This window comes from Bradyrhizobium sp. Kon37, from assembly GCF_055807535.1.
In genome coordinates this window covers 1-19,556 of record NZ_JBVVOY010000017.1, presented here as the reverse complement: position 1 = coordinate 19,556, position 19,556 = coordinate 1, and the positions used below count along the sequence as shown (strand labels likewise).

At 62.4% G+C, this 19,556-nt stretch carries 18 protein-coding genes and 1 tRNA gene; 7 read left to right on the top strand and 12 right to left on the bottom strand.

Features of this window, described 5'->3' with window-relative positions; genetic code table 11:
• Window positions 1-74: 74 nt before the first annotated feature.
• The gene (obgE, locus tag AC0L3J_RS26355; protein WP_473348818.1) at window positions 75-1,115 is read right to left on the bottom strand and encodes a GTPase ObgE; all 1,041 of its coding nucleotides are present in this window, start codon (window positions 1,113-1,115) and stop codon (window positions 75-77) included.
• A gap of 101 nt (window positions 1,116-1,216) precedes the next feature.
• Window positions 1,217-1,696: a MaoC family dehydratase gene (locus AC0L3J_RS26350; RefSeq protein ID WP_275174164.1), complete on the bottom strand. Its 480-nt coding sequence runs from the start codon at window positions 1,694-1,696 to the stop codon at window positions 1,217-1,219.
• A 272-nt stretch (window positions 1,697-1,968) separates the two neighbouring features.
• Between AC0L3J_RS26350 and AC0L3J_RS26345 the strand changes: the two genes are divergently transcribed.
• The gene (locus AC0L3J_RS26345) at window positions 1,969-2,883 is read left to right on the top strand and encodes a DMT family transporter (protein ID WP_473348817.1); all 915 of its coding nucleotides are present in this window, start codon (window positions 1,969-1,971) and stop codon (window positions 2,881-2,883) included.
• A 3-nt stretch (window positions 2,884-2,886) separates the two neighbouring features.
• On the opposite strand, the gene AC0L3J_RS26340 is transcribed toward AC0L3J_RS26345, so the two are convergent.
• From AC0L3J_RS26340 to rplU, 3 genes are all read right to left on the bottom strand, one after another.
• Entirely contained in the window at window positions 2,887-3,480 is a 594-nt protein-coding gene (locus AC0L3J_RS26340; protein ID WP_473348816.1) for a GNAT family N-acetyltransferase, read from the bottom strand.
• 156 nt (window positions 3,481-3,636) lie between these two features.
• Entirely contained in the window at window positions 3,637-3,906 is a 270-nt protein-coding gene (gene rpmA / locus AC0L3J_RS26335) for a 50S ribosomal protein L27 (protein WP_007598923.1), read from the bottom strand.
• Window positions 3,907-4,003: 97 nt separating this feature from the next.
• The gene (gene rplU, locus AC0L3J_RS26330) at window positions 4,004-4,396 is read right to left on the bottom strand and encodes a 50S ribosomal protein L21 (protein ID WP_027566432.1); all 393 of its coding nucleotides are present in this window, start codon (window positions 4,394-4,396) and stop codon (window positions 4,004-4,006) included.
• Window positions 4,397-4,729: 333 nt separating this feature from the next.
• On the opposite strand from rplU, the gene AC0L3J_RS26325 reads away from it, so the two are divergent.
• The 3 genes from AC0L3J_RS26325 (at window position 4,730) to AC0L3J_RS26315 (ending at window position 8,042) form a co-directional block, all read left to right on the top strand.
• Complete coding sequence (locus AC0L3J_RS26325) at window positions 4,730-5,869, top strand: ROK family protein (protein ID WP_473348815.1); 1,140 nt, start codon at window positions 4,730-4,732, stop codon at window positions 5,867-5,869.
• Window positions 5,870-6,395: 526 nt separating this feature from the next.
• A tRNA-Ser gene (locus AC0L3J_RS26320) sits at window positions 6,396-6,485 on the top strand.
• 267 nt (window positions 6,486-6,752) lie between these two features.
• Window positions 6,753-8,042, top strand: a complete 1,290-nt coding sequence (locus AC0L3J_RS26315; RefSeq protein WP_473348909.1) for a DNA methyltransferase — start codon at window positions 6,753-6,755, stop codon at window positions 8,040-8,042.
• Here AC0L3J_RS26315 and AC0L3J_RS26310 read toward each other — a convergent pair.
• Window positions 7,960-10,494 (bottom strand): hypothetical protein, encoded by a 2,535-nt coding sequence (locus AC0L3J_RS26310; protein WP_473348814.1) that lies wholly within the window; start codon window positions 10,492-10,494, stop codon window positions 7,960-7,962. The genes AC0L3J_RS26315 and AC0L3J_RS26310 overlap by 83 nt on opposite strands.
• Window positions 10,495-10,527: 33 nt before the next feature.
• Complete coding sequence (locus AC0L3J_RS26305) at window positions 10,528-10,788, bottom strand: hypothetical protein (protein WP_473348813.1); 261 nt, start codon at window positions 10,786-10,788, stop codon at window positions 10,528-10,530.
• Between the two features lie 663 nt (window positions 10,789-11,451).
• On the opposite strand from AC0L3J_RS26305, the gene AC0L3J_RS26300 reads away from it, so the two are divergent.
• The gene (locus AC0L3J_RS26300) at window positions 11,452-12,312 is read left to right on the top strand and encodes a DMT family transporter (protein ID WP_473348812.1); all 861 of its coding nucleotides are present in this window, start codon (window positions 11,452-11,454) and stop codon (window positions 12,310-12,312) included.
• A gap of 13 nt (window positions 12,313-12,325) precedes the next feature.
• Here AC0L3J_RS26300 and AC0L3J_RS26295 read toward each other — a convergent pair whose 3' ends face one another.
• Together AC0L3J_RS26295 and AC0L3J_RS26290 are read right to left on the bottom strand one after the other, a co-directional pair.
• The gene (locus AC0L3J_RS26295) at window positions 12,326-13,534 is read right to left on the bottom strand and encodes an EAL domain-containing protein (RefSeq protein WP_473348811.1); all 1,209 of its coding nucleotides are present in this window, start codon (window positions 13,532-13,534) and stop codon (window positions 12,326-12,328) included.
• A 545-nt stretch (window positions 13,535-14,079) separates the two neighbouring features.
• Window positions 14,080-15,243 (bottom strand): hypothetical protein, encoded by a 1,164-nt coding sequence (locus AC0L3J_RS26290; protein WP_473348810.1) that lies wholly within the window; start codon window positions 15,241-15,243, stop codon window positions 14,080-14,082.
• A gap of 340 nt (window positions 15,244-15,583) precedes the next feature.
• Between AC0L3J_RS26290 and AC0L3J_RS26285 the strand changes: the two genes are divergently transcribed.
• Window positions 15,584-16,207: a helix-turn-helix transcriptional regulator gene (locus tag AC0L3J_RS26285; RefSeq protein WP_456766753.1), complete on the top strand. Its 624-nt coding sequence runs from the start codon at window positions 15,584-15,586 to the stop codon at window positions 16,205-16,207.
• An 82-nt stretch (window positions 16,208-16,289) separates the two neighbouring features.
• Here the strand turns inward: AC0L3J_RS26285 and AC0L3J_RS26280 are convergent, their stop codons facing one another.
• The 3 genes from AC0L3J_RS26280 to AC0L3J_RS26270 all read right to left on the bottom strand — a co-directional run bounded on the left by AC0L3J_RS26280 (window position 16,290) and on the right by AC0L3J_RS26270 (window position 17,895).
• A complete protein-coding gene (locus AC0L3J_RS26280) occupies window positions 16,290-16,538 on the bottom strand; it encodes a hypothetical protein (RefSeq protein WP_473348809.1) in 249 nt (82 codons plus the stop codon).
• Window positions 16,539-16,661: 123 nt separating this feature from the next.
• Entirely contained in the window at window positions 16,662-17,039 is a 378-nt protein-coding gene (locus tag AC0L3J_RS26275) for an Hpt domain-containing protein (RefSeq protein ID WP_473348808.1), read from the bottom strand.
• Between the two features lie 157 nt (window positions 17,040-17,196).
• Window positions 17,197-17,895, bottom strand: coding sequence for a Crp/Fnr family transcriptional regulator (locus AC0L3J_RS26270; protein WP_198034912.1), 699 nt, complete (start codon window positions 17,893-17,895; stop codon window positions 17,197-17,199).
• Between the two features lie 678 nt (window positions 17,896-18,573).
• Here AC0L3J_RS26270 and AC0L3J_RS26265 point away from each other — a divergent pair.
• The gene (locus AC0L3J_RS26265; RefSeq protein ID WP_473348807.1) at window positions 18,574-19,056 is read left to right on the top strand and encodes a response regulator; all 483 of its coding nucleotides are present in this window, start codon (window positions 18,574-18,576) and stop codon (window positions 19,054-19,056) included.
• Window positions 19,057-19,556 lie beyond the last annotated feature (500 nt).

Genomic DNA, 19,556 nt, shown 5'->3' with positions numbered 1-19,556 from the left:
AAGCTATCAGCGATGCACGCGTCTGCGGCCGTACATTCCAGTGTCGTGCCGGCCTTCGCCGGGACGACGAAAAGTCAAACCGACCACGGCTCCGCTTCGGCCGCGCTCTTGGCCTTGGCGGAGACCGGGCTCTCGCCGATCACATCCGCAAGAGCACGCAGCGCTTCCTGCACGCCGTCGCCGGTGACGGCGGAGAGCAGCAGCGGCGTCTTCTTGGCGGCGCGCTTCAGCCGCTCCTTCTGCTTCTTCAACTCGTCAGGCTCGACCGCGTCGATCTTGTTCAGCGCGACGATCTCGATCTTGTCGGTGAGCTGCCCGGCATAGGCGTCCAGCTCCGTTCGCACCGTCTTGTAGGCCTTGCCGGCGTGCTCGCAGGTCGCATCGATGAGATGCAGCAGCACGCGGCAGCGCTCGACATGGGCGAGGAAGCGGTCGCCGAGACCGACGCCTTCATGCGCGCCTTCGATCAGGCCGGGGATGTCGGCCAGCACGAATTCGCGGCCGTCGGCATTCACGACACCGAGCTGCGGATGCAGCGTGGTGAAGGGATAGTCGGCGATCTTCGGCTTGGCCGCGCTGACCTTGGTGAGGAAGGTGGACTTGCCGGCATTGGGCAGGCCGACGAGGCCGGCATCCGCGATCAGCTTCAGCCGCAGCCAGATCCAGCGCTCCTCGCCGGGCTGGCCGGGATTGGCATTGCGCGGCGCGCGGTTGGTCGAGGTCTTGAAATGGGCGTTGCCGAAGCCGCCATTGCCGCCTTCGGCCAGCACGAATTTTTCGCCCACCGTGGTGAAGTCGTGGATCATGGTCTCGCGATCTTCGTCGAAGATCTGCGTGCCGATCGGGACCTTCAGCACGATCGACTTGCCGTTGGCGCCGTGGCGGTCCGAGCCTGAGCCGTTCTCGCCCTTCTGGGCCTTGAAGTGCTGCTGGTAGCGATAGTCGATCAGCGTGTTCAGCCCGTCGGCGACCTCGATGATGACATTGCCGCCGCGGCCGCCATTGCCTCCGGAGGGGCCGCCGAATTCAATGAATTTTTCGCGGCGGAAAGCCACGCAGCCGTTTCCGCCGTCGCCGGAGCGGATATAGACCTTTGCTTCGTCTAGGAATTTCATGGGCCATAGGTAGGCCAGCCGGTCCCGCGCGGCAACCCGGATAGACCCGCAAATCGGCCGAATTTCCGCGATTTTGGGGCGTGCTTAACCCCGGGACGACGTTAGTTGGGCCGGCGCCGGATCAGGAATTTCTGCGTGCCCTCCAGCACCAGCTCCTTGCGCTGGTTGAACACGGTGCTTTTGAGCGTCACCGCGCCGGTCGAGCGTCCCGGCACCAGCTCGATGACCTCGAGCGCGGGATAGATTGTGTCGTCGGCGAACACCGGTTTGAGGAACCGGCTGGATTGCTCGAGGAAGCCGACCAGGGAGTCCTCGACCATGAACGGAAACAGGCCCGCGCCGGGTGCGGTGTGGATCAGCGTCTGGAAACCGTGGGCGAGCAGATGCGGCATGCCGCGGCTGCGGCAATACTCCACGTCGTAATGCACCGGATGGGTATCGCCGCTCGCGGTCTGGAATGCCGCGAACACGGCCGTCGTCTGCGTGCGGCTCGGCAGCACGAAGCGCTCGCCGACCACGAAATCCTCAAACCAGCGTTGCGCGGGGATCATGCGATGCCGGGCCGGGTCGAAGTCGGTCATGGCTAAGCTCTTTCCTGGCTCTTTCGTTCGGTGTCGCCCATCGCTACCGCGATGCGGAGAGTGCGACAATCCGTTCAATTCGGCTGGCGTGGGCTTGTCGCGGGCGCTCACGTCATTAAAACGACTGCAAGCGACTCCGGTCGCCGTTTCGACGCTCTCTCCGCTCGTCATTGCGAGCGAAGCGAAGCAATCCAGACTGTCTCCGCAGCAACGGTCTGGATTGCTTCGTCGCAAGAGCTCCTCGCAATGACGAGTTTCCACGAACGACAGCAATGCCCCTCTTCAAGAATCTCTCGGCCTATGACGAACGCTCGGCGCGCCTCGCCGGGATTGCGCTCATGGTGCTGTCGATCTTCATGTTCTCGTTCGGCGATGCCATGGGCAAGTTCCTGGTCGGGACTTATTCGGTGGGGCAGCTGCTGTTCCTGCGCGCCTGCGCGGCGCTGCTGCTGCTGTCGCCGCTGGTCTGGCGGCAGCGTCACCAGTTCCTGCATCTGGAGCGGCCGGGCCTCCAGCTCTTTCGCGTCGTGTTGTCGACGCTGGAAGTGGCGGCCTTCTTCCTTGCGACGGTCTACCTGCCGCTCGCCGACGTCATCACCTATTATCTCGCCGGGCCCATTTTCGTCACCGCGATGTCGGCGATCTTTCTCGGCGAGAAGGTCGGCTGGCGGCGCTGGACGGCGATCCTGATCGGCTTCTGCGGCGTGCTGATCGCGCTGCGGCCATCGGCACAGACGGTGAGCCTGCCGGCGCTGATTGCGTTGGGTGGCAGTCTTTCCTTTGCAACGCTGATGCTGATCACGCGCAGCCTGCGCAAGACGCCCGACATCGTGATGGCGTCGTCGCAATTCGTCGGCACGTTCTTGCTGGGTGCGGTGCTGTCGGCGTTCCACTGGGTGCCGCCGACACCGGGCAGCCTCGTGATCTTCGCGCTGGCGGGATGCGTCTCGGTCACCGCGCTGTTCTGCGTCAACCGCTCGCTCAAGCTGGCGCCGGCCAGCGTCGTCGTGCCCTATCAATATTCGATGATCGTCTGGGCGGTGATCTTCGGCTTCGTCGTGTTCGGCGACGTGCCCGAAATCGCCACCATCGTCGGCGCCGCCATCATCATCGGCGCCGGGTTCTATATTTACTTGCGTGAGCGCGATCTCGGCCGCGCCGGCGGAGAGGTGAATCCGCCGGCGTAATGTCTACCTCACCCGCCTCGCACTGCTCCAGCTCTTCAGCGACGCCCACACGCCGCGTGACAGGCGGAAGCAATCGACCGGCGTGGAGGAGCCCAGCGCCAGGAAACGATGCAGCTGGACGCCGCTCCACTGGAAGCCGCACTTCTCCAGCACGTTGCGCGAGGCCGGGTTGGTGACGCGCGCGCCTGCATAGAGATGATCGTCCTCGAACTCCTCGAAGAAGAAGTCGATCGCGCCGCGCGCGGCCTCGGTGGCAAAGCCCCGGCCCCAATGCTCGACGCCGAGCCAATAGCCGAGCTCCGCATTGCCGGGCGTCGAGCAGTCGATGCCGACCATGCCGATGGGGCCGCTGTCATGCTCGATCAGGAACACGGTCTCGCCGCCGGGCGCGGCGGTGGCGCGGATGAAGGCGACGGCGTCGTCTTGCGAATAGGGATGCGGGAGGCGCCTGGTGTTTTCGGCGACGCGAGGATCGTTGGCGAGGAGGGCGATGGTCCTGACGTCGGCGAGGGTCGGCCGCCGCAAGGTCAGCCGCTCGGTGGCGACGACATCAGGTCTCGCCTCCCGCAAGGTCACGCTTGAAAAATCCTGCAACATGTCCGGCTCCGTCGAAGTCACTAAAGTGAAAAGTGAGCACGCAAACGAAAGGGGAGGCCGGTTTCCCGCCTCCCCTGGAGCCTTCGATCTCTTTTGATCTCAAGGACTCCGCCGGTTCGGTCTGGGACCCGGCGGACTCCAAATTTGATCCACCGTCTATTCAGCCGCCTCTGCGAGCGGGAGCACCGAGATGAAGGTGCGGCCGTTGGCTTTGGCCTGGAACGTTACGCGGCCCTCGACCTTGGCGAACAAGGTGTGGTCCGTGCCCATGCCGACATTAAGGCCGGGATGCCAGGTGGTGCCGCGCTGACGCGCAATGATGTTGCCGGGAATCACGACTTCCCCGCCGAACGCCTTGATACCGAGGCGCTTGCCCTTGGAATCGCGACCGTTACGCGATGAACCGCCTGCTTTTTTGTGAGCCATGGCTCGTCTCCGAAATCCTGAGTATTTCTAGATCAATTCCTTGACGGAATCATTTCACAATTTCTCACGCATCACTTCGTGATGATGCGTGATCAAATTATGCGGCGGCCTCTTCGGTCGTGGTCTCTGGCTTGACGACCTTCTCCCGCTTCGGACGCGGCCCCTTGGTGGGCTTGGCGCCGTCCGTCAGGATCTCCGAGATGCGCAGCACGGTGATCTCGTCGCGATAGCCGCGCTTGCGGCGCGAATTCTTGCGGCGGCGCTTCTTGAAAGCGATGACCTTGGGACCGCGCTTGTGGTCGAGCACCTCGACCGCAACGGACGCGCCTGCGACCGTGGGCAGACCCAGGATCGGCGTGTCGCCGCCGACCAGGAGAACTTCATTGAGCTGCACGATCGAGCCGACTTCGCCTTCGATCTTGCCTACTTCCAGGACATCATCCGGAACGACGCGGTACTGCCGGCCGCCGGTTTTGATGACTGCGAACATCGTTGTTTTCCTTCGTGTTCATTCCCGGCCTCGCGACATAGTGTCGGGGCCGGCTTTTTGTCAGTCGTTATGGGTTTATGCGAGTTTTGTGCGGGCGGGAGTTATCCCTTTGAAAACCCACGCAAAAACAAGCGGCGCGAGAAACGCCCCGCGCCGGTTGCGGGATTTATAGCCGCTGACAGCACGGAGTCAAGGAAAAGCCGGTGAAAACGCCCCGGATTTGAAGCATTTAGGCCCGATCCGGCCCGCAGGCGAATTTCGGCCCGCGCCGCAACCAACGGGTTCCCCCGCCGTTGTCCCGGCGAATTCAGTCACACGGGCAAGGGGCTTACCATGGCAACAGACGAGCTGGTCAAGACGACGACGGGCATCGCCCATCACGGCGCGGAGCGGCTGCCGTCGGTGGATATCGACAGCTTCAACATCGAGATGAAGGACGAGGATGGCTTCATCGGCGACCGCGCCAGCAAGGGCGCGTTCCGGGAGATCCTCGAGCGCTGGCGCAAGCCGCTGCGCAAGTCCGGCGAGGACCCGTTCGGCAAGGAGCCGTCCGAGGAGATCAGCAAGAAGACGCTGGACGCCATCCTGGTCGGCGATGACACCGAGGCCTGGGCGGTGGTGCATAGCGCCATCGAGGACTTCGCCCAGGAGCTTGCGTACGTCACCCGCCGCTTCCTCAAGTCCAAGGCCTGGGCCAAGACCGAGCGCATCGTGGTCGGCGGCGGTTTTCGCGATTCCAGGCTCGGCGAGCTCGCAATCGCGCGCACCGAGATCATCCTCATGGCCGAGGATTTCAAGATCGACATGCTGCCGATCCGTCATCATCCCGACGAAGCCGGCCTGATCGGCGCGCTGCATCTGGCGCCGTCATGGATCTTCGAAGCCCATGACAGCATCCTCGCCGTCGATATCGGCGGCACCAACATCCGCTGCGGCCTGGTGGAGACCAGCTGGAAAAAGGCAAAAGACCTGTCGAAAGCCAAGGTCGTGAAGTCCGAGCTGTGGCGTCATGCCGATGACGAGCCGACGCGCGAAGGCGCGGTGAAGCGTCTCACGAAGATGCTGAAGGGGCTGATCACCGAGGCCGAAAAGGAAGGCTACAAGCTGGCGCCGTTCATCGGCATCGCCTGTCCCGGCGTGATCAACGCGGACGGCTCCATCGAGAAGGGCGCGCAGAACCTGCCGGGCAATTGGGAGAGCAGCAAGTTCAACCTGCCGGCGAGCCTGCTCGAGGGCATCCCTTCCATCGGCGAGCACGACACCGCGATCCTGATGCACAATGACGGCGTGGTTCAGGGCCTCTCCGAGGTGCCGTTCATGCAGGACGTCGACCGCTGGGGCGTGCTCACCATCGGCACTGGGCTCGGCAATGCCCGCTTCACCAACCGCCGCAAGGACAACGGCAAGGACAAGGATAACGGAAAAGACGGGGATTCCACGGGCAACGGGAAGAAAAAAGCCAAGTCCGACTGAAGCGTTTTCGAGCGAAGTGGACGCCGGTTCGCGTGAAGAAAACGCGTCAAAACAGGAATCTGGAGCCCGTTCCGATCCCATCGGAACGGAAACGGCTCCAGAGTAACCTTGACTGGTTAGGTTAAGGACCGGATTGCGTTGCGGTGCACGGGCCGCACGCTACGGTCGGAACCGTCGCCTCACCTGGCCGGCGAAGCCGCCCTTCCCAGCCAGTATTTTAATGAGCGGCACGGGACCGCCAGTGTTTACCGCGTCTGGCGGTCCCACCCCGCCTTTTGCGGGTGCCAGTGATTCGGGCACCGATGGTGCCGCATCGGGCTCGCGCCGGGTCAGCGGCGAACGGCTCAGGCCCATTCCCGCGCAAACCGCCGCCGAAATCCGTGATCGCCCGCGATCATCACCGTGACATCGTGGGTCCGGCCGGAAAACCGGCCCGATTTTCGCCCTCGCAAGCCTTGTCTGGCCCGCCATCCTCGCCTATTAACGCCCGAACCACAGGGGCCATGCTCCTTACTTGGCGCCTTCAGGAGAGGTGGCAGAGTGGTCGAATGCACCGCACTCGAAATGCGGCATAGGTGCAAGCCTATCGGGGGTTCGAATCCCTCCCTCTCCGCCATAATACGCCATCGGCACTTTTAGACCTGCAAAAGGCCCGGGAAAACAACGCTTCCGGCCTGCCCGAGGGTGCAAGTGTCGAAACGTCTATCCCGCAAAGTAGTCCAATAGAAAAGCGCATCCGATCGCCAAGCGCGTCGTACGCGGCGGATGAGATTTCGGCCGCTAGAATCGAACGTACTACCCAAGCGCTTCCCTCGCGACTCCGACCCGTTTAACGGGATACGGTTAGGACGGCATTAACCATGTCTGGTCTTTATGGTTGCCGATGTATGAATCGCGGAACAATCGCCTCGTGCAGTTGCCGGACGATGCGCAGGACGCATTGATCGTGGCCGCGCGCTCTTCAGAGCCGGTCCGCGGCCTGACCCACAGCTTCTACAAATACCCTGCTCGCTTTTCTCCTGTCTTCGCTCGCGCCGCCATTCATGCATTCACGAGGCCGGGCGATCTCGTGGTCGATCCGCATGTTGGCGGTGGCACGACTCTCGTCGAAGCGCTCGCAGCCGGGCGCGAAGGCATGGGTGTCGATATCAGCACGCTCGCCGAATTTGTCTCGACGGTGAAATGCACGATCTACTCCGAAGCCGAGCTTAATAGGCTCGACTGGTGGTCCGATCGCGTGGCGAACGTCGTCGATATTCACCGGCCTTCGATCGCGCTCTCCGACTATGAAGAGCTTGGCTACTACAAGCACTTGGATCATCCGGACCGTTGGCGCATCCGCAAGGCGATTGAGCAATCGATCGCGAGTGCAGTGAAACTCGATACTCCACGCTTGATGTCGTTCGGCCGATGCGCCGTGCTGAGAACGGCGCAGTGGGCGCTGGACGGAAGGAGCAAGCAAGCCACAATCGAAGACTTCCGTCGTGTCCTTACCAATACGGCGAAAGAGATGGTGCAGGGCGCGCGCGAGCTGCGGGCGGCCGTAAAAGCAAACGGACGGCAATCAGTGACCGTCTTCCGGCGAAGCGCTGCCGGCATTGAGCATGATGACGACGTTCGTGGCATGCGCGCGCCACGGCTCGTGGTCACGTCACCCCCATATCCAGGCGTCCACGTCCTCTACCACCGCTGGCAAGTAGATGGGCGCAAGGAAACGCCGCTGCCGTTCATGATCGCCAATAAGCTCGACGGCTCTGGCGCGAGCTATTACACGATGGGCGACCGGAAGAATCCGCGCCTCGACAGCTACTTCGCGAACATCAGAGCTTCGATGTCATCGGTGGCGGCGATCGCGAACAAAGATACCATCGTGGTGCAGATGATCGCGTTTTCTGATGCGCGAAAGCAGCTCCCCCGCTATCTCGAGGCGATGGAAGCGTGTGGTCTCACGGAGATGATGCTGCCGGTCCTAAAGCAAGAGGCCGACGGTAGGCTTTGGCGCAGCGTGCCAGGACGCCGCTGGTACAGCATGCAGCGTGGCGAAACTCCTGGTTCGCAAGAGGTCGTGCTATTCCATCGGAAGGCGACGGTCAGCCCGTCGCAGCTTCAAGTCCGTCGAGGTCATCCCCTTCCGACAAGTCCTGTTGGCCGAGGCCAGTCAGCGCGAGCATAAACGGCGCCATCGCACGCGTAGTCTCTTCGATGCGCGATTCTATTGACGGCGTTCCTTCCGCATCCTTCGGCTTAGGTGTCTGCCGGTCCTGGAGTAGCATCGATAATCCGACCAAGACGTTCGCGTACAAGAACTGGTTACGCGCCGTCATGTCCTCCAGCTTGCGCTGCTTGATCTCGTGCAAGAGCGGCGTGTTGTCCATGTTGATCTTGAACTCGTAGATTTCGCTCTCGTTCTCGTCCGCTTCGTAACCGGCAACATCGACACGCATTGCGGTCCACTCGGTGAAGGGCGGGTTCTGTGCCTCCCATTCCTCGCGGAAGACGCGCTTGATCGCGGGCGTCGAAAGCTGACGCGGCGCTTCGCGGTCGTTGCCAGGATTCCTCTGCGGGGGCTTACGCGTGCCGCCACCACCCGACTGCGTCTCGGTCGCCGGCTTAACCGTCGCCTCGAAGATGTTCTCGAACGTGCTGTGCGGGTCGTCCGTCCGTGCGATGAGCTTGATCATATCGCCGATCTCGGCGTCTTCCGGCAAGTTCGCCATCACTGTCGCGATGCCGCTCTTCAGATTCGGGCCGATGTAGGAGCAATCCTGCTCGTTGCACTTCTTATCCACGTACACCAGCGAGAAGTTCCCGCGTTCGATGCGGCGGCGGAAATAATCGTCACGTGCGTCGGTTTCGAACGTGAACTTCATGCGCTGATTGATCGGCGCGATGCGCTTGAATACCTTGCCGTACTCGACGTTCTTGGTCTTGAAAAACGTCGGGTAGATTTCGCCTTTGAACGGCTCCTCGGGGTGGCTGGACACCATCACCGTATTGAACGGAGCCGAGATGCGCCGGCCCAGCTGCAAGAGCTGCGTAAGGTTGGGCGAGCTCTTGATGAGGTTCTGCAGCACGTCGTTGAGCGGTCGGTCGTCCTTCAACTGCTCGGATACGCGCTCCTGCTGCCGCTTATTGCGGAGATGCTTCAGGGTTTCGTCGGTCTTTAGTGCTTGATCGAGCGAATCAATGAGGTCGGTCTTGAACGCGATGTCGGCGAGCCTATCACGAGAAGGCATGAACAGATCCTCGCGAACGTCCGGGCTCATCTGATCGCAGTCAACGAAGACCAGCATGTCTTCCGCAAGCGGTTTCAGCTTCAAGGTCTCACGCTTGAAATAGTCGCGCGGCAGGCTGCCCTGCGTCTGCCCGTTACGGACGAACACGACGCCTTCACGCTTGCGGTATGACTTGATGCCGCCAAGCTTCTTGCGATCCTTGCCTTCTTCTTCCTCGTCGTCGCGCTCGGTGCCTTCCGGCTTGAACACGAACACGTCCGCGATCAGCTTCTCGCCCCTCGGAGAGAAGTTCAGGGTGATGGGGAAGCCGGCCTCGACGTTCTCATTATCAACCAAGCGGCGGCGCAAGCCGACCAGCGTGGTTTCCCGGCTGCCCTTAGGCAGAACCTTGCCGGCCGCGTTCTTCCGGAACTCGTGCAGTCGGACCGGCAGAGCGACCTCGGGAAGCAAAAGCTCGAGACGGCGCAGAATGACCCGCTTGCCAAAGATGATGTTCGAACGCTCGCCGATATATTGGTATTCATAGAGCTTGATGGCCGTGCCGTAGGGTGCTTCGCGGCCGAAAGGCTCGTCGTCGTTCGGGAAGATAGGCATCGCAACTGCCGAGAATGCCAGAACGTCACCGTTGCGGGGCTCGTGCGCTGTTCCTACCCCTACCGGCGCCAGGTAGGTGAAGATCGAGTTCTTACGGCCGTCGGTAGCTTCCGACGCACGCTCGCGGCGCACGATAGTGAAGCCCCACTGTTTGTCGATGTCCTCCGGGTCCGGTCCGATCAGCGCCGGGTTGCGGCGGCTCACAACGAGCTGAAGGTTGCGTTGCCCGCAGAAGCGAAGCGCACCGGCGCCGCCCTGATTGAATTGTCCCTGGACGAACTTAATGTACATCTTGTTCGACCGGCTGAGCGACAAGATGGTGCTCGGTAGGCGGCGAGGGCTTTGGCCTTCGCCAACGTCGGCGATCGTGAGATTCAGCGTCGGGCGCGTACCGGTTGCGGTGAGGGTGATGCCCTGCGCCACGTTGCGAAGGCGCTCGTCGGTCCAATTCTCAATGAGGCCGCTGGTCTGCTTCTTACCTGGCTCCTCAAAGAAGGCCGCGACTGCGGCAGGGATGCTCTGCGGGGCGTCCTTGCTCTTGGGATCGATGCCGCGCATCCAGCATTCGTTGATGAGGCGTGCGTCAACGGAGTTGACGATCTTTTCGGCAAGCGCCGCCTCGGCAAGGCTCTGCTGGTTGCCGCCGGTGCCCCAGTTATTCTCCAGGTCTCCGTAATTCCGCCAGAGCTCGGGCTTGTCCCAATACCCCGCGTTCTTCAACACCGTGATCGCTTCGTCCTCGGTCTCGGCGTGAAGAAGTGCGAGGCAAAGGTCCCGAATCTGGCCGTTCGTCATATCCTACAACCCCCCGTTAGTGAGAAACGTAGCTCACAATTTGAACTCCACCGACTCTTTTCCGCCGGTTGTGGACATCCGGGCCTTTAAGGCATCGACTTCCTTACTCAAGGCGCGGATAATTTTGGCTACGTCCGAATCGTCAAATTGATAGGCATTCTTGTTGCCCAATTTTCCGATTACTCTGATCGCTTTGATCGCATTTATGGTGCGGCTTTCTGCCAACTCGACGAATTTTTCTCGCTTCGCATTCTTCGCGGAAGCGTCCTTTGAGCCTGGGGTTTTTTCCAGCATTTTTATTCTCCTGGGATCAGAAATGGCAAATAATTTATCGCTTCATAATTTCTCTAAATTACAAGATTTTTTGAGTCCAGAAGAATCTGAAAAATGCGCGAGGAATCTTCGCACCCGCGGGGAGGGCGTCAACAGAATCGCGCGTGATGTCAAAGTGATAGGATGACTAAGCGCGCTTCGCGGCTTTCGCTCGCAGCGGCTCTGCTGGCGGTCTAAACATGATTACGCCGCGCCGGCCGCCGCAGCGCGGGCACATCGAGCGGCTCGCTAAACGGCCGAGGGGGCACAAAATTATGGGTGGCTCGACCGAGCATGAGCGCGTCTGTCTTAGGCTGCGTGTCGTACAGGAGCTGGAAAAGGCGCCCTATCGCGGTCGGATCGATGAGCTAGGCAGCGTGCGTACCGATCAGGTGTTTTGCAATGATCGCATCATGTCCTGTTTTGCCCGACATGCGACGTCATCCGAATCCGCCGCCACCCCGATCGCGCCTGGTCAGACAATTTCGCCCCCGCGTAAGTCATTGATCTTGCAGCCCCCGGCTACTGTGCATGGGGTTGTTTTCGCGTTTTTTTTTGTTGGGCCTCGGAAAGCTTACAGATAATCGTCACGCCACCCCGGCTGGCCTCTCCAGATCGGATCACCACCGACAAGGCAAAACGGACATGCAATCTTCCGCCACCGGCTGGGGCAACGGGCTTCTTGGCGTCATCATCTTCAGCGGCTCGCTGCCGGCGACGCGCGTGGCGGTCGGCGGGTTTTCCGCGCTGTTCCTGACCTCGGTGCGCGCGGTCATCGCGGCGCTGATCGGTGTAGCCGTGCTCTTTCTGCTCCGTCAGGCGCGGCCGGCGCGCGGGGATCTCGTCTCGCTCGCCATCGTCGCCATCGGTGTCGTGGTCGGTTTTCCCTTGCTGACGGCGCTTGCGCTCCAGCACATCACCTCGGCGCATTCGATCGTCTTCATCGGGCTGCTGCCGCTGTCGACCGCGATCTTCGGCGTGCTGCGCGGCGGCGAGCGGCCGCAGCCGATGTTCTGGCTGTTCTCTATTCTCGGCAGCGCCACTGTCGCGGGCTTTGCCCTCTCCAACGACGGCACCGCATCGCTCACCGGCGATCTGCTGATGGTCGCGGCGATCGTGCTGTGCGGGCTCGGCTATGCCGAAGGCGCCGCGCTGTCGCGCCGGCTCGGCGGCTGGCAGGTGATCTCCTGGGCGCTGCTGCTGTCGCTGCCGCTGATGGTGCCGGTCGCGATTTGGACCTGGCCCTCGACCTGGAGCGGCGTCGGTGTGCCCGCCTGGATCGGGCTCGCCTATGTCTCGATCTTCAGCATGTTCGTCGGTTTCATCTTCTGGTACCGCGGGCTCGCGATCGGCGGCATCGCCCGCGTCGGCCAGTTGCAGCAGCTCCAGCCGTTCTTCGGCCTCGCGCTTGCCGGCCTGCTGCTGCACGAACCGGTGGCCTGGAGCATGATCGTCGCGACCGCGCTGGTGGTCGCCTGCGTCTTCTTCGCGCGGCGGTTTGCCTGAGGCCGCCTCACTCTCACCCCATCACCGTCCGCGTCAGCGTGCTCCGCGCAAACTTCTTCAGCGGCATCGGCTTGCCGAACAGAAAGCCCTGCACGAGGTCGAAACCGAGCTCGTTGGCTGCGACCAGGTCGGCGCGGCTCTCGACGCCCTCGGCGACGGCGCGCACCCCGTAGCCATGCGAAAGCTCGACGATGTGGCGGCACACCGTGCGCTTGAGGCGATCAGTGCCGCTGCCGGTGACGAAGTGCCGGTCGGCCTTCAGCTTGATGAAGGGAATTTTGCCCAAGTCCATCAGCGACGGCCAGTTGGCGCCGAGATTGTCGATCGACAGGCCGATATTGTGCAGACGCAGTTCGCGGGCGACCTCGACCAGGAGATCGAGGTCGCGGATCGCCTCCTCGCTGTCGATCTCGATCGTCAGCCCGCCGAACGCCGGATGCGTCGGCATGCGGCGGCAGAGATCGCGCACGGCCTGCGGCTCTTTCAGATATGACGCCGGCAGGTTGATCGCGAGATCGACCGGGCTCTGCTGCTCCAGCAGATAGTGCCAGTCCTGCATGGCGCGCTCGATCACGAATTCGGAGAGGTCGCGCAGATTCGGGTCGTGCTCTTCGGGGATGAAATAGGCCGGCGGCACCACGCCCCAGGTCGGATGCCGCATCCGCACCAGCGCCTCGGCGCTATTGCGGATCAGCGTGCGCGCGTCGATCTTGGGCTGGTACCAGAGCTCGAGCCAGCCGGCGTGCAAGGCCTCGCCGACATGCACGGCCGGGCTCGGCGCCGGCTCCTCGGGCAACAGCATCGCGACGCGGTCGCGCAGCGTCTCCGCGGCAAAGGGCGTGGTCAGCGGCGGCAGCATCTTGAGGCCGTATTCCTCGCCGACCTGCTGCACGGCCCTGACGATGATCGACTCGCGGGCGCCGACGGCCAAGACCTTGCCGTCGAACGCCTCGCGCACCAGCGTCTCCAGAAACGTGCCGGGCTCGATGCCGTCGGCGGCGATGCCAAGCAGGATCAGGTCGGGCAATTCGTTTGCCAGTACGGCTTTCAGCTCGTCGGCGCTTGCGCATTCGGTGGTGACGAAGCCGAGATCCTCCAGAACTTCCGCGAGAAACGCGCGCAGATGGCGCTTGCCGTCGGCCACGCAGGCGCGCGGCTTCATCTTTCGCCGTCCGAAGGTCTTCGGCCTTCGTTCGGCGAGTTCTACAATTTCGTCGTTCATCGCAAGCACTCCCGTTCCGTGCCGGTGTGTTAGCGACGTGAGCAGTTTCAAATATGGAAGGCTTCAGTCGATTGTCGAATTATCTGGGTAACGTTAAAGCACCCATCATGTCTAAAATTGTCTGCGTCTCGTTCGAGAAGTTTTTACGTCTGCCCTCGCATCGGGCGCAGGGTTACGACAATCACGGCAGATTTCGCGACGTGCAGTAAGACTGCATGCGCGCGCACTGTCCTGCAATTGGACCAAGCCGCGCGCGCCTCGCCCAATTGAATAATGGAGCGCCTCAATTGCGCGTCATGCGCGCATTTTTCCCGGTTCGCTCGTGACGGTTCTGCGACAATGCGTCGGTGCAGGCTGGCGCCAATGTGAAGCACATCACAAGCGGATTGCTGCACGTGCGCTATTGCTCTGGGCAGCCGGTGGTGGGCTGTCGAGGATCGCAGCAATGACGTCGCGGCGAATAATGTATTGGTGGTTCAGGTTCGTGCTGTCGGGGCGATTTCTCGATCGCTTCCTGTGCCTGCCGCGCGCGCATTAGCGCGGGATCAGGTTTGGCCGATCAGCTTGCGCAACGCGGCCGCGCCGTCCTCAATCACGTCGCGTCCCTTCCAGGCCAGATAGGACAGCTTTCCACCGAGCGTGTCGTGGCTGCGCAGCCGGCGCGAGCCGAGAATGTGGCCGACATTGGAGGGGAAGCGGCTCACCTCGGCGGCCACCAGCGTCGCGATCGCGTCCATCAATTGCTGGAGCCGAATGCCCCACTCACACTGCTCGATGCCGTCGATCCGCACCTTGAGCGCATATTCGGTGTCGTAGATCTCGGTGAGCAGGTCGCGCGCAATCAGCACCCGGTTATGCCGGAGCGCGATGCGCAAGGCGAGGCGCCTGTCGTCCAGCTGGTCGAGCACCATGTGAACGACGCAGGCATAGGGCGTGGCGGCGACATCGGCGGCGCTCTTGCTCGCGGCGGCCTTGGTGGCAAGGCGCACCAATTGCCAGAACGTCTTCAGCCGCTTGGCCACCAGCGTGAGCGCGAACGGCAGCGCCTCGGGATGGGCCTTCTTGAAGGCGTCCAATCGTGCGGTGATCTGATCAACCGTGCCGTCGTCGAATTTCGCGATCTTCTCGGGCAGCTTTTCGCTGAACTTCGGCAGCGCGGCGCCGGCGCGCAGCACATGCTGCATCTTCTTCACGTCGTCGAAGGCGGTGCGCGATGCCGTATATTGCGCGAGCTTGCCGCGCGCGAACTCGGTGCTCTCCGCCGATGCGAGGGTGCTCTCGAGAACCTTGACGACCTTGATCTGGAAGGTCGATGCGATCTTTTGCACTTCCTTCTGGTTGTTGGCGGCGACCTGGTCGCTGATCGCCTTGATGTAGTCGCGCGCCATGGTCGGCAGCAGGTCGCGGCAGATCCACTCCCAGATCGGGGTGAGGGTGTTGCGCGAGATCCGCCCCATATTGGCATGCTCGGGCGCGCCGTCGATCAGAAGCAGCTCGAGCGGCGCAAAGAAATGGCGCGACGGACTGGTGGCGCGCGCCTGGCTCGATCCGTCCTTGCGAAATTCGGCACGCAGCCGCGATTGGAGGTCGGATGAGCCCGGCATGTCGATGCCGCACAGCTCAAGCCGTTCGAGCTCGCTGAGCAGGCAGCTGCGCGACAGCGGCGTCAGCTTCTGCAGGAAGTTCGATAGCTGGTCGATCTCGTTCATGGCACGCAATCTTCCGCAACGATTCCAGCAGGCCGACCGGCCCCATGCATGGAGGCATTTGCGCGCTCTCAATTGCGACATAGAGAAGCAAGCCGCCGTTAATATATCCGTAAAATCCGGGTCCGCAGGTAATCGGCGCCGATCGGATCGTTAAGAAGGCTTCGGGTCGTCCGCCCATCATTTGGGCAGATTCGGCAACCTGAGAATGTGGAGGGGCGCTTTTACTCAAGCATAAAGTGTGCCTGCGCCGGCGTTTCGGCACAAAACTGCCAAATTCACCGTAGTCTTACGGAGCAAAATGTTAACTACAGATCGCGTCGGGTTCCGCTAAACGAGTGACATGGGGTCACAGAATGATACGGCCACTGATTCGCGGCCGTCGGGATGGTACGAAAGCAACGCCGCTCCAATTGAAGAGCTCGATGTCGTCCGCCTGAACGCCGCCCGCGCCAAGGCCGCCGACGAAATGGCCGCCGCCATCGCTCGCGAGCTCAACGGTCCCCTCACGGCGCTGCTGCTCTACATGGGCGAGATCAAGCATCACAGCGATCAGCTCGCGCCGGTGACGGGCGACCGTGCCTATTTGCAGCGGGTCGTGGAGAATGCGCTGGTGCAGACCGAGCGGGTTTGTGGCCTCGTCAAACAGCTTGCCGGTTCTCCCACGGGTGGCCTGCCGGGCGCGTCCAGGGCCGAGGACGCCGAATCGAAGCTCGCGCGCGCACCACAGCCGCAGCGCCTGCCGAGCGCCGAAATGCTCGGCCTGTCAGGCCAGAAGCGGCTGACCAAGCGCGAGCGCGAGGTGCTGAGGCTGATCAGCGAGGGATATTCGAACAAGCAGGGTGCGCTTCGGATGCAGATCAGCCCGCGCACCTTCGAGAGCCATCGCGCCGAGGCGATGCGGAAGCTCGGCGCGCGCAACACGGCGGACCTCGTCCGTGCGGCGCTGCTGCATTCGATCGACTGAAGGCTCTTGCGTCGTGTCACCCGCGGGCGACGAAGGCGAGGCGTGAGACGTCTCTCGAAAAGACCCGCGGCTCTGATCGTGCTCAGAAATAATCTTCGGCGAAGGGACGCGTGCGCGACGAGGGCCGCAGCGGCTTGAGCTCTTCCTTCGGCCCGTTGGGAATGATCGTGATGGTCCAGCGGGGCGGCATGCTCGATTCCTGCTCCAGCACCGAGCGCACGAAGCCGGTCACCGTCTCCTCGCCCGCGGCCACCGTTGCCATCCGGCCGTTGAACTGTGCGATGCGGAAGCGACGAACTTCTTTCTGGTCCGCGGTCTCGTAGGTGAACATGGAAACCCTCCTGGTTTCCGGCGACTATCGCTGCCTATGATTAGCCATCTGTGAAAATCCCAAGCCGTAGAAGTACGGCGGGCATGCACGCGTGAGTGGTTACGGCGTTTTCGAGCGAGCGCGTCAGCGCTCCGGCTCCTGCGCGCGCCCGGCGGCATAGGCCGCGTCCATCAGGTCCAGGAGGTCGCGAAATCCGGCGTCGCCGAGCCTCTCCGCGGTTTTCTCCAGCCGCAGCGCCAGCGCCGCGAGCCGGACATAGCCGAACGTCCCGGCCGCGCTCTTCAGCGAATGCGCTTCGCGCGCGATCCTGCCGTGATGCTGCGCGAGCGCGAGCGTGCGGAACAATTGCAGGCGCGCGCAGGTGTCGCTCCAGAACACGTCGCGTACTTCGCAAGCACCGTCCTCGCCGATCTCGCGCACCAGCGCCTGATACGCGCCCGGCTCGCGCGCGGGCTCGGCATCAAGCGCTGTCCGCGCCGGCGCGACGGTGACTTCGAACATGGTTTGGCCTGCGTTGATCACGGTTCGTTTGCCGCCGGCCCGGACAGGCACGCGCGGCACGTGGCGTGTCTACGGCATCCGGATTTCAGTTCCGGTAGCAGGACAATCCGTGTTTGAGGGCCGGAATTAGCGAACGGTTTACCACGCGCAGCACCAGTCAGCGCGGGCCGAGCAGCCGGTCATACTGCGCCTTCACGGTGGCGTAGCATTCGCACGCCGTCTGGCGCAGGCCGTCCAGATTGAGGATCTGGATGTGTCCGCGGCTGTAGTGAATGAAATTCGCCTGCTGCAAGGTATTGGCGACCAGCGACACGCTGTTCCGCCGAGCGCCGATCATCTGCGCCATCGCCTCCTGGGTCAGCAGCAGCCGGTAGTCGCCGGAGAGGTCATGGGTGTGCAATAGGCAACGCGACAGCCGCGCCTCCACCGGATGGGCGGCGTTGCACCCGGCGGTCTGCTGCACCTGCGCGTAGACCGCCAGCCCGTGACGCGTAAGCAGTGTCCGCAGGGTGCCGCTCTGGTCGGCCGCGACGCGCAGCCGGTCGAGATCCATCATCGAGGCGGAGCCGGGAACCAGCACGATGGCCGTGTTCAGCGCGCAGGCATCGCCCATGGTCGAGAGCGTTCCGAGCAGGCTGTCGCGGCCGATCATGGCGACTTGCACGTGCTCGCCCCTGGCGAGCTCCACCACCAGCGAGATGACGCCACGATGGGGAAAGTAGGCGCGCTTGAGCGTTTCGCCGGTCTCGACCAGCACCGCATCATGCGGCAGGTCGCCCGTACGCAGGTGCGGACGGATCAATTCGTAATCGTCTGCCGACAGCGCGGACAGGAAACCGTTGGAGGAACGCACCATCGTTTCCAAAGTAGCCTCCCGTCTTCCGGATCAGCGGGCCCCAGCACGCGAAACTGCTTGCCGCTCGGCCAAGTTCCATCATGTTCTCGTCGGGATATATTGGCAATTGAGACAAGATGTCCGATCGCCGGTCGCCGCTGCGACGCCGCCCTTCCAAGACAGATTCCCTGACCATTTCCCCGGTACCGATCCAGGAACCCAGCAGATCCAGATCGTCGGCTGGCGCATCGGCTTGGAGGATGGTCGCGGTCATGGTTGGATCCGGCGCATTTTCGAAGTGATCTGCGTCGCGCCCGCTTCGTCATTCAGTTGCGCGGCAACACAGTGTATTATAATGGTTGTGTCGCTCCGCGTATACCCGTTGGGGGGCAGACGGCTGGTCCATTTGCGGCGGAAATGAGAATGGCACGCTGATTCGCTCATAAGCCTGCGCGCCAGCCTGCAAGGGTTGCGCAGGTAAAAGCGGCAAGGGGCCCTTCATGAGGCGGAAGCATTGCATCCGCACTGCCATCGGACGCCGGTCGATCCGTGCATCCTCTTTGGTCGGACGAGTGGCTGCCGTCCTCAAACATTGCTTCGAACCTTGGCGCCGCGTGGCCGCAGATTTCGCGTCCATCGTCTTCCCCGCTCCGCCAAGCACGTTCTCAACAGTCCATTTCTCGAGCAAAGGAGCATGGCGTGCGCCACGGTTCAATTATTGAATCGCCAAATCGGGAAGCTCAAACGGGGACAGAAGGTCTGCGCCATATTCTCGTCGTCGACGACGACCCGATGGTCTGCATGGCCATCGAGGTCTATCTCCAGCGCAACGATTTTCGGGTGACGATCGCCGAAGGAGGAGAAGCCGGACTTCGCGCGCTCGAACACGAGCAGTTCGATCTGATGATCATCGATATCTTCATGCCGCACATGCGCGGGTTCGAATCGGTCAGGATCTTTCACGAGCGGGCGCCGGCCGTTCCGCTGATTGCGATGTCCGGCTACGCGTTCGCAAATCTGAATTCGCCAGCTCCCGATTTCCTCCGGATGGCGCTGGAGCTCGGCGCGGCGCGGTGTCTGCGCAGGCCGTTCACCCCGCACGCGCTGCTCGCCGCCATCACCGATTGCCTGGCGGAGCACCGTCCCCACGGCGACCTCGCCTCGGCCGCGCGCCTGGGTTAGCGCCGACACCGGTCGCAGTGGACGCCGGTAACGGTTCGTTTACCGCAAATGCGGGTCTTGCGTATCCCGGCAAAGCACCAGGCGAAAGTGGCGGGACCGCCCCGGATTGCAGGCGGCTCGATCCAATTCCGCGAAGACCGCGCATATCGTCCTTCACGAGCACGGCTTTCCCGCGCGCCTGGTCCCGCTGTTATCGGCACGTTCACCTCACGCGTCTCGCCGTTGCGGCGTGGTGCCGGTTTTGCCGAAAAGCGCTGTCGTATGCGGTCGAACGGCAAACTTGTCTTCAATATCCGTATTAGCACGGAGGATGAAATTAACGGGACCGTGAAAGGGGATGTCTAACGATCCAAGGCGGGGACTTCCGTTCATGCCAAGCGCGGCTGGGGCGTCGAGTCCAGATCCAGGTCAGTAAGGCGTAGCTCATGGATGATCTGTTGCGGGAGTTTTTGACGGAAACCAGCGAGAGCCTGGACACCGTGGACAATCAGCTGGTGAAG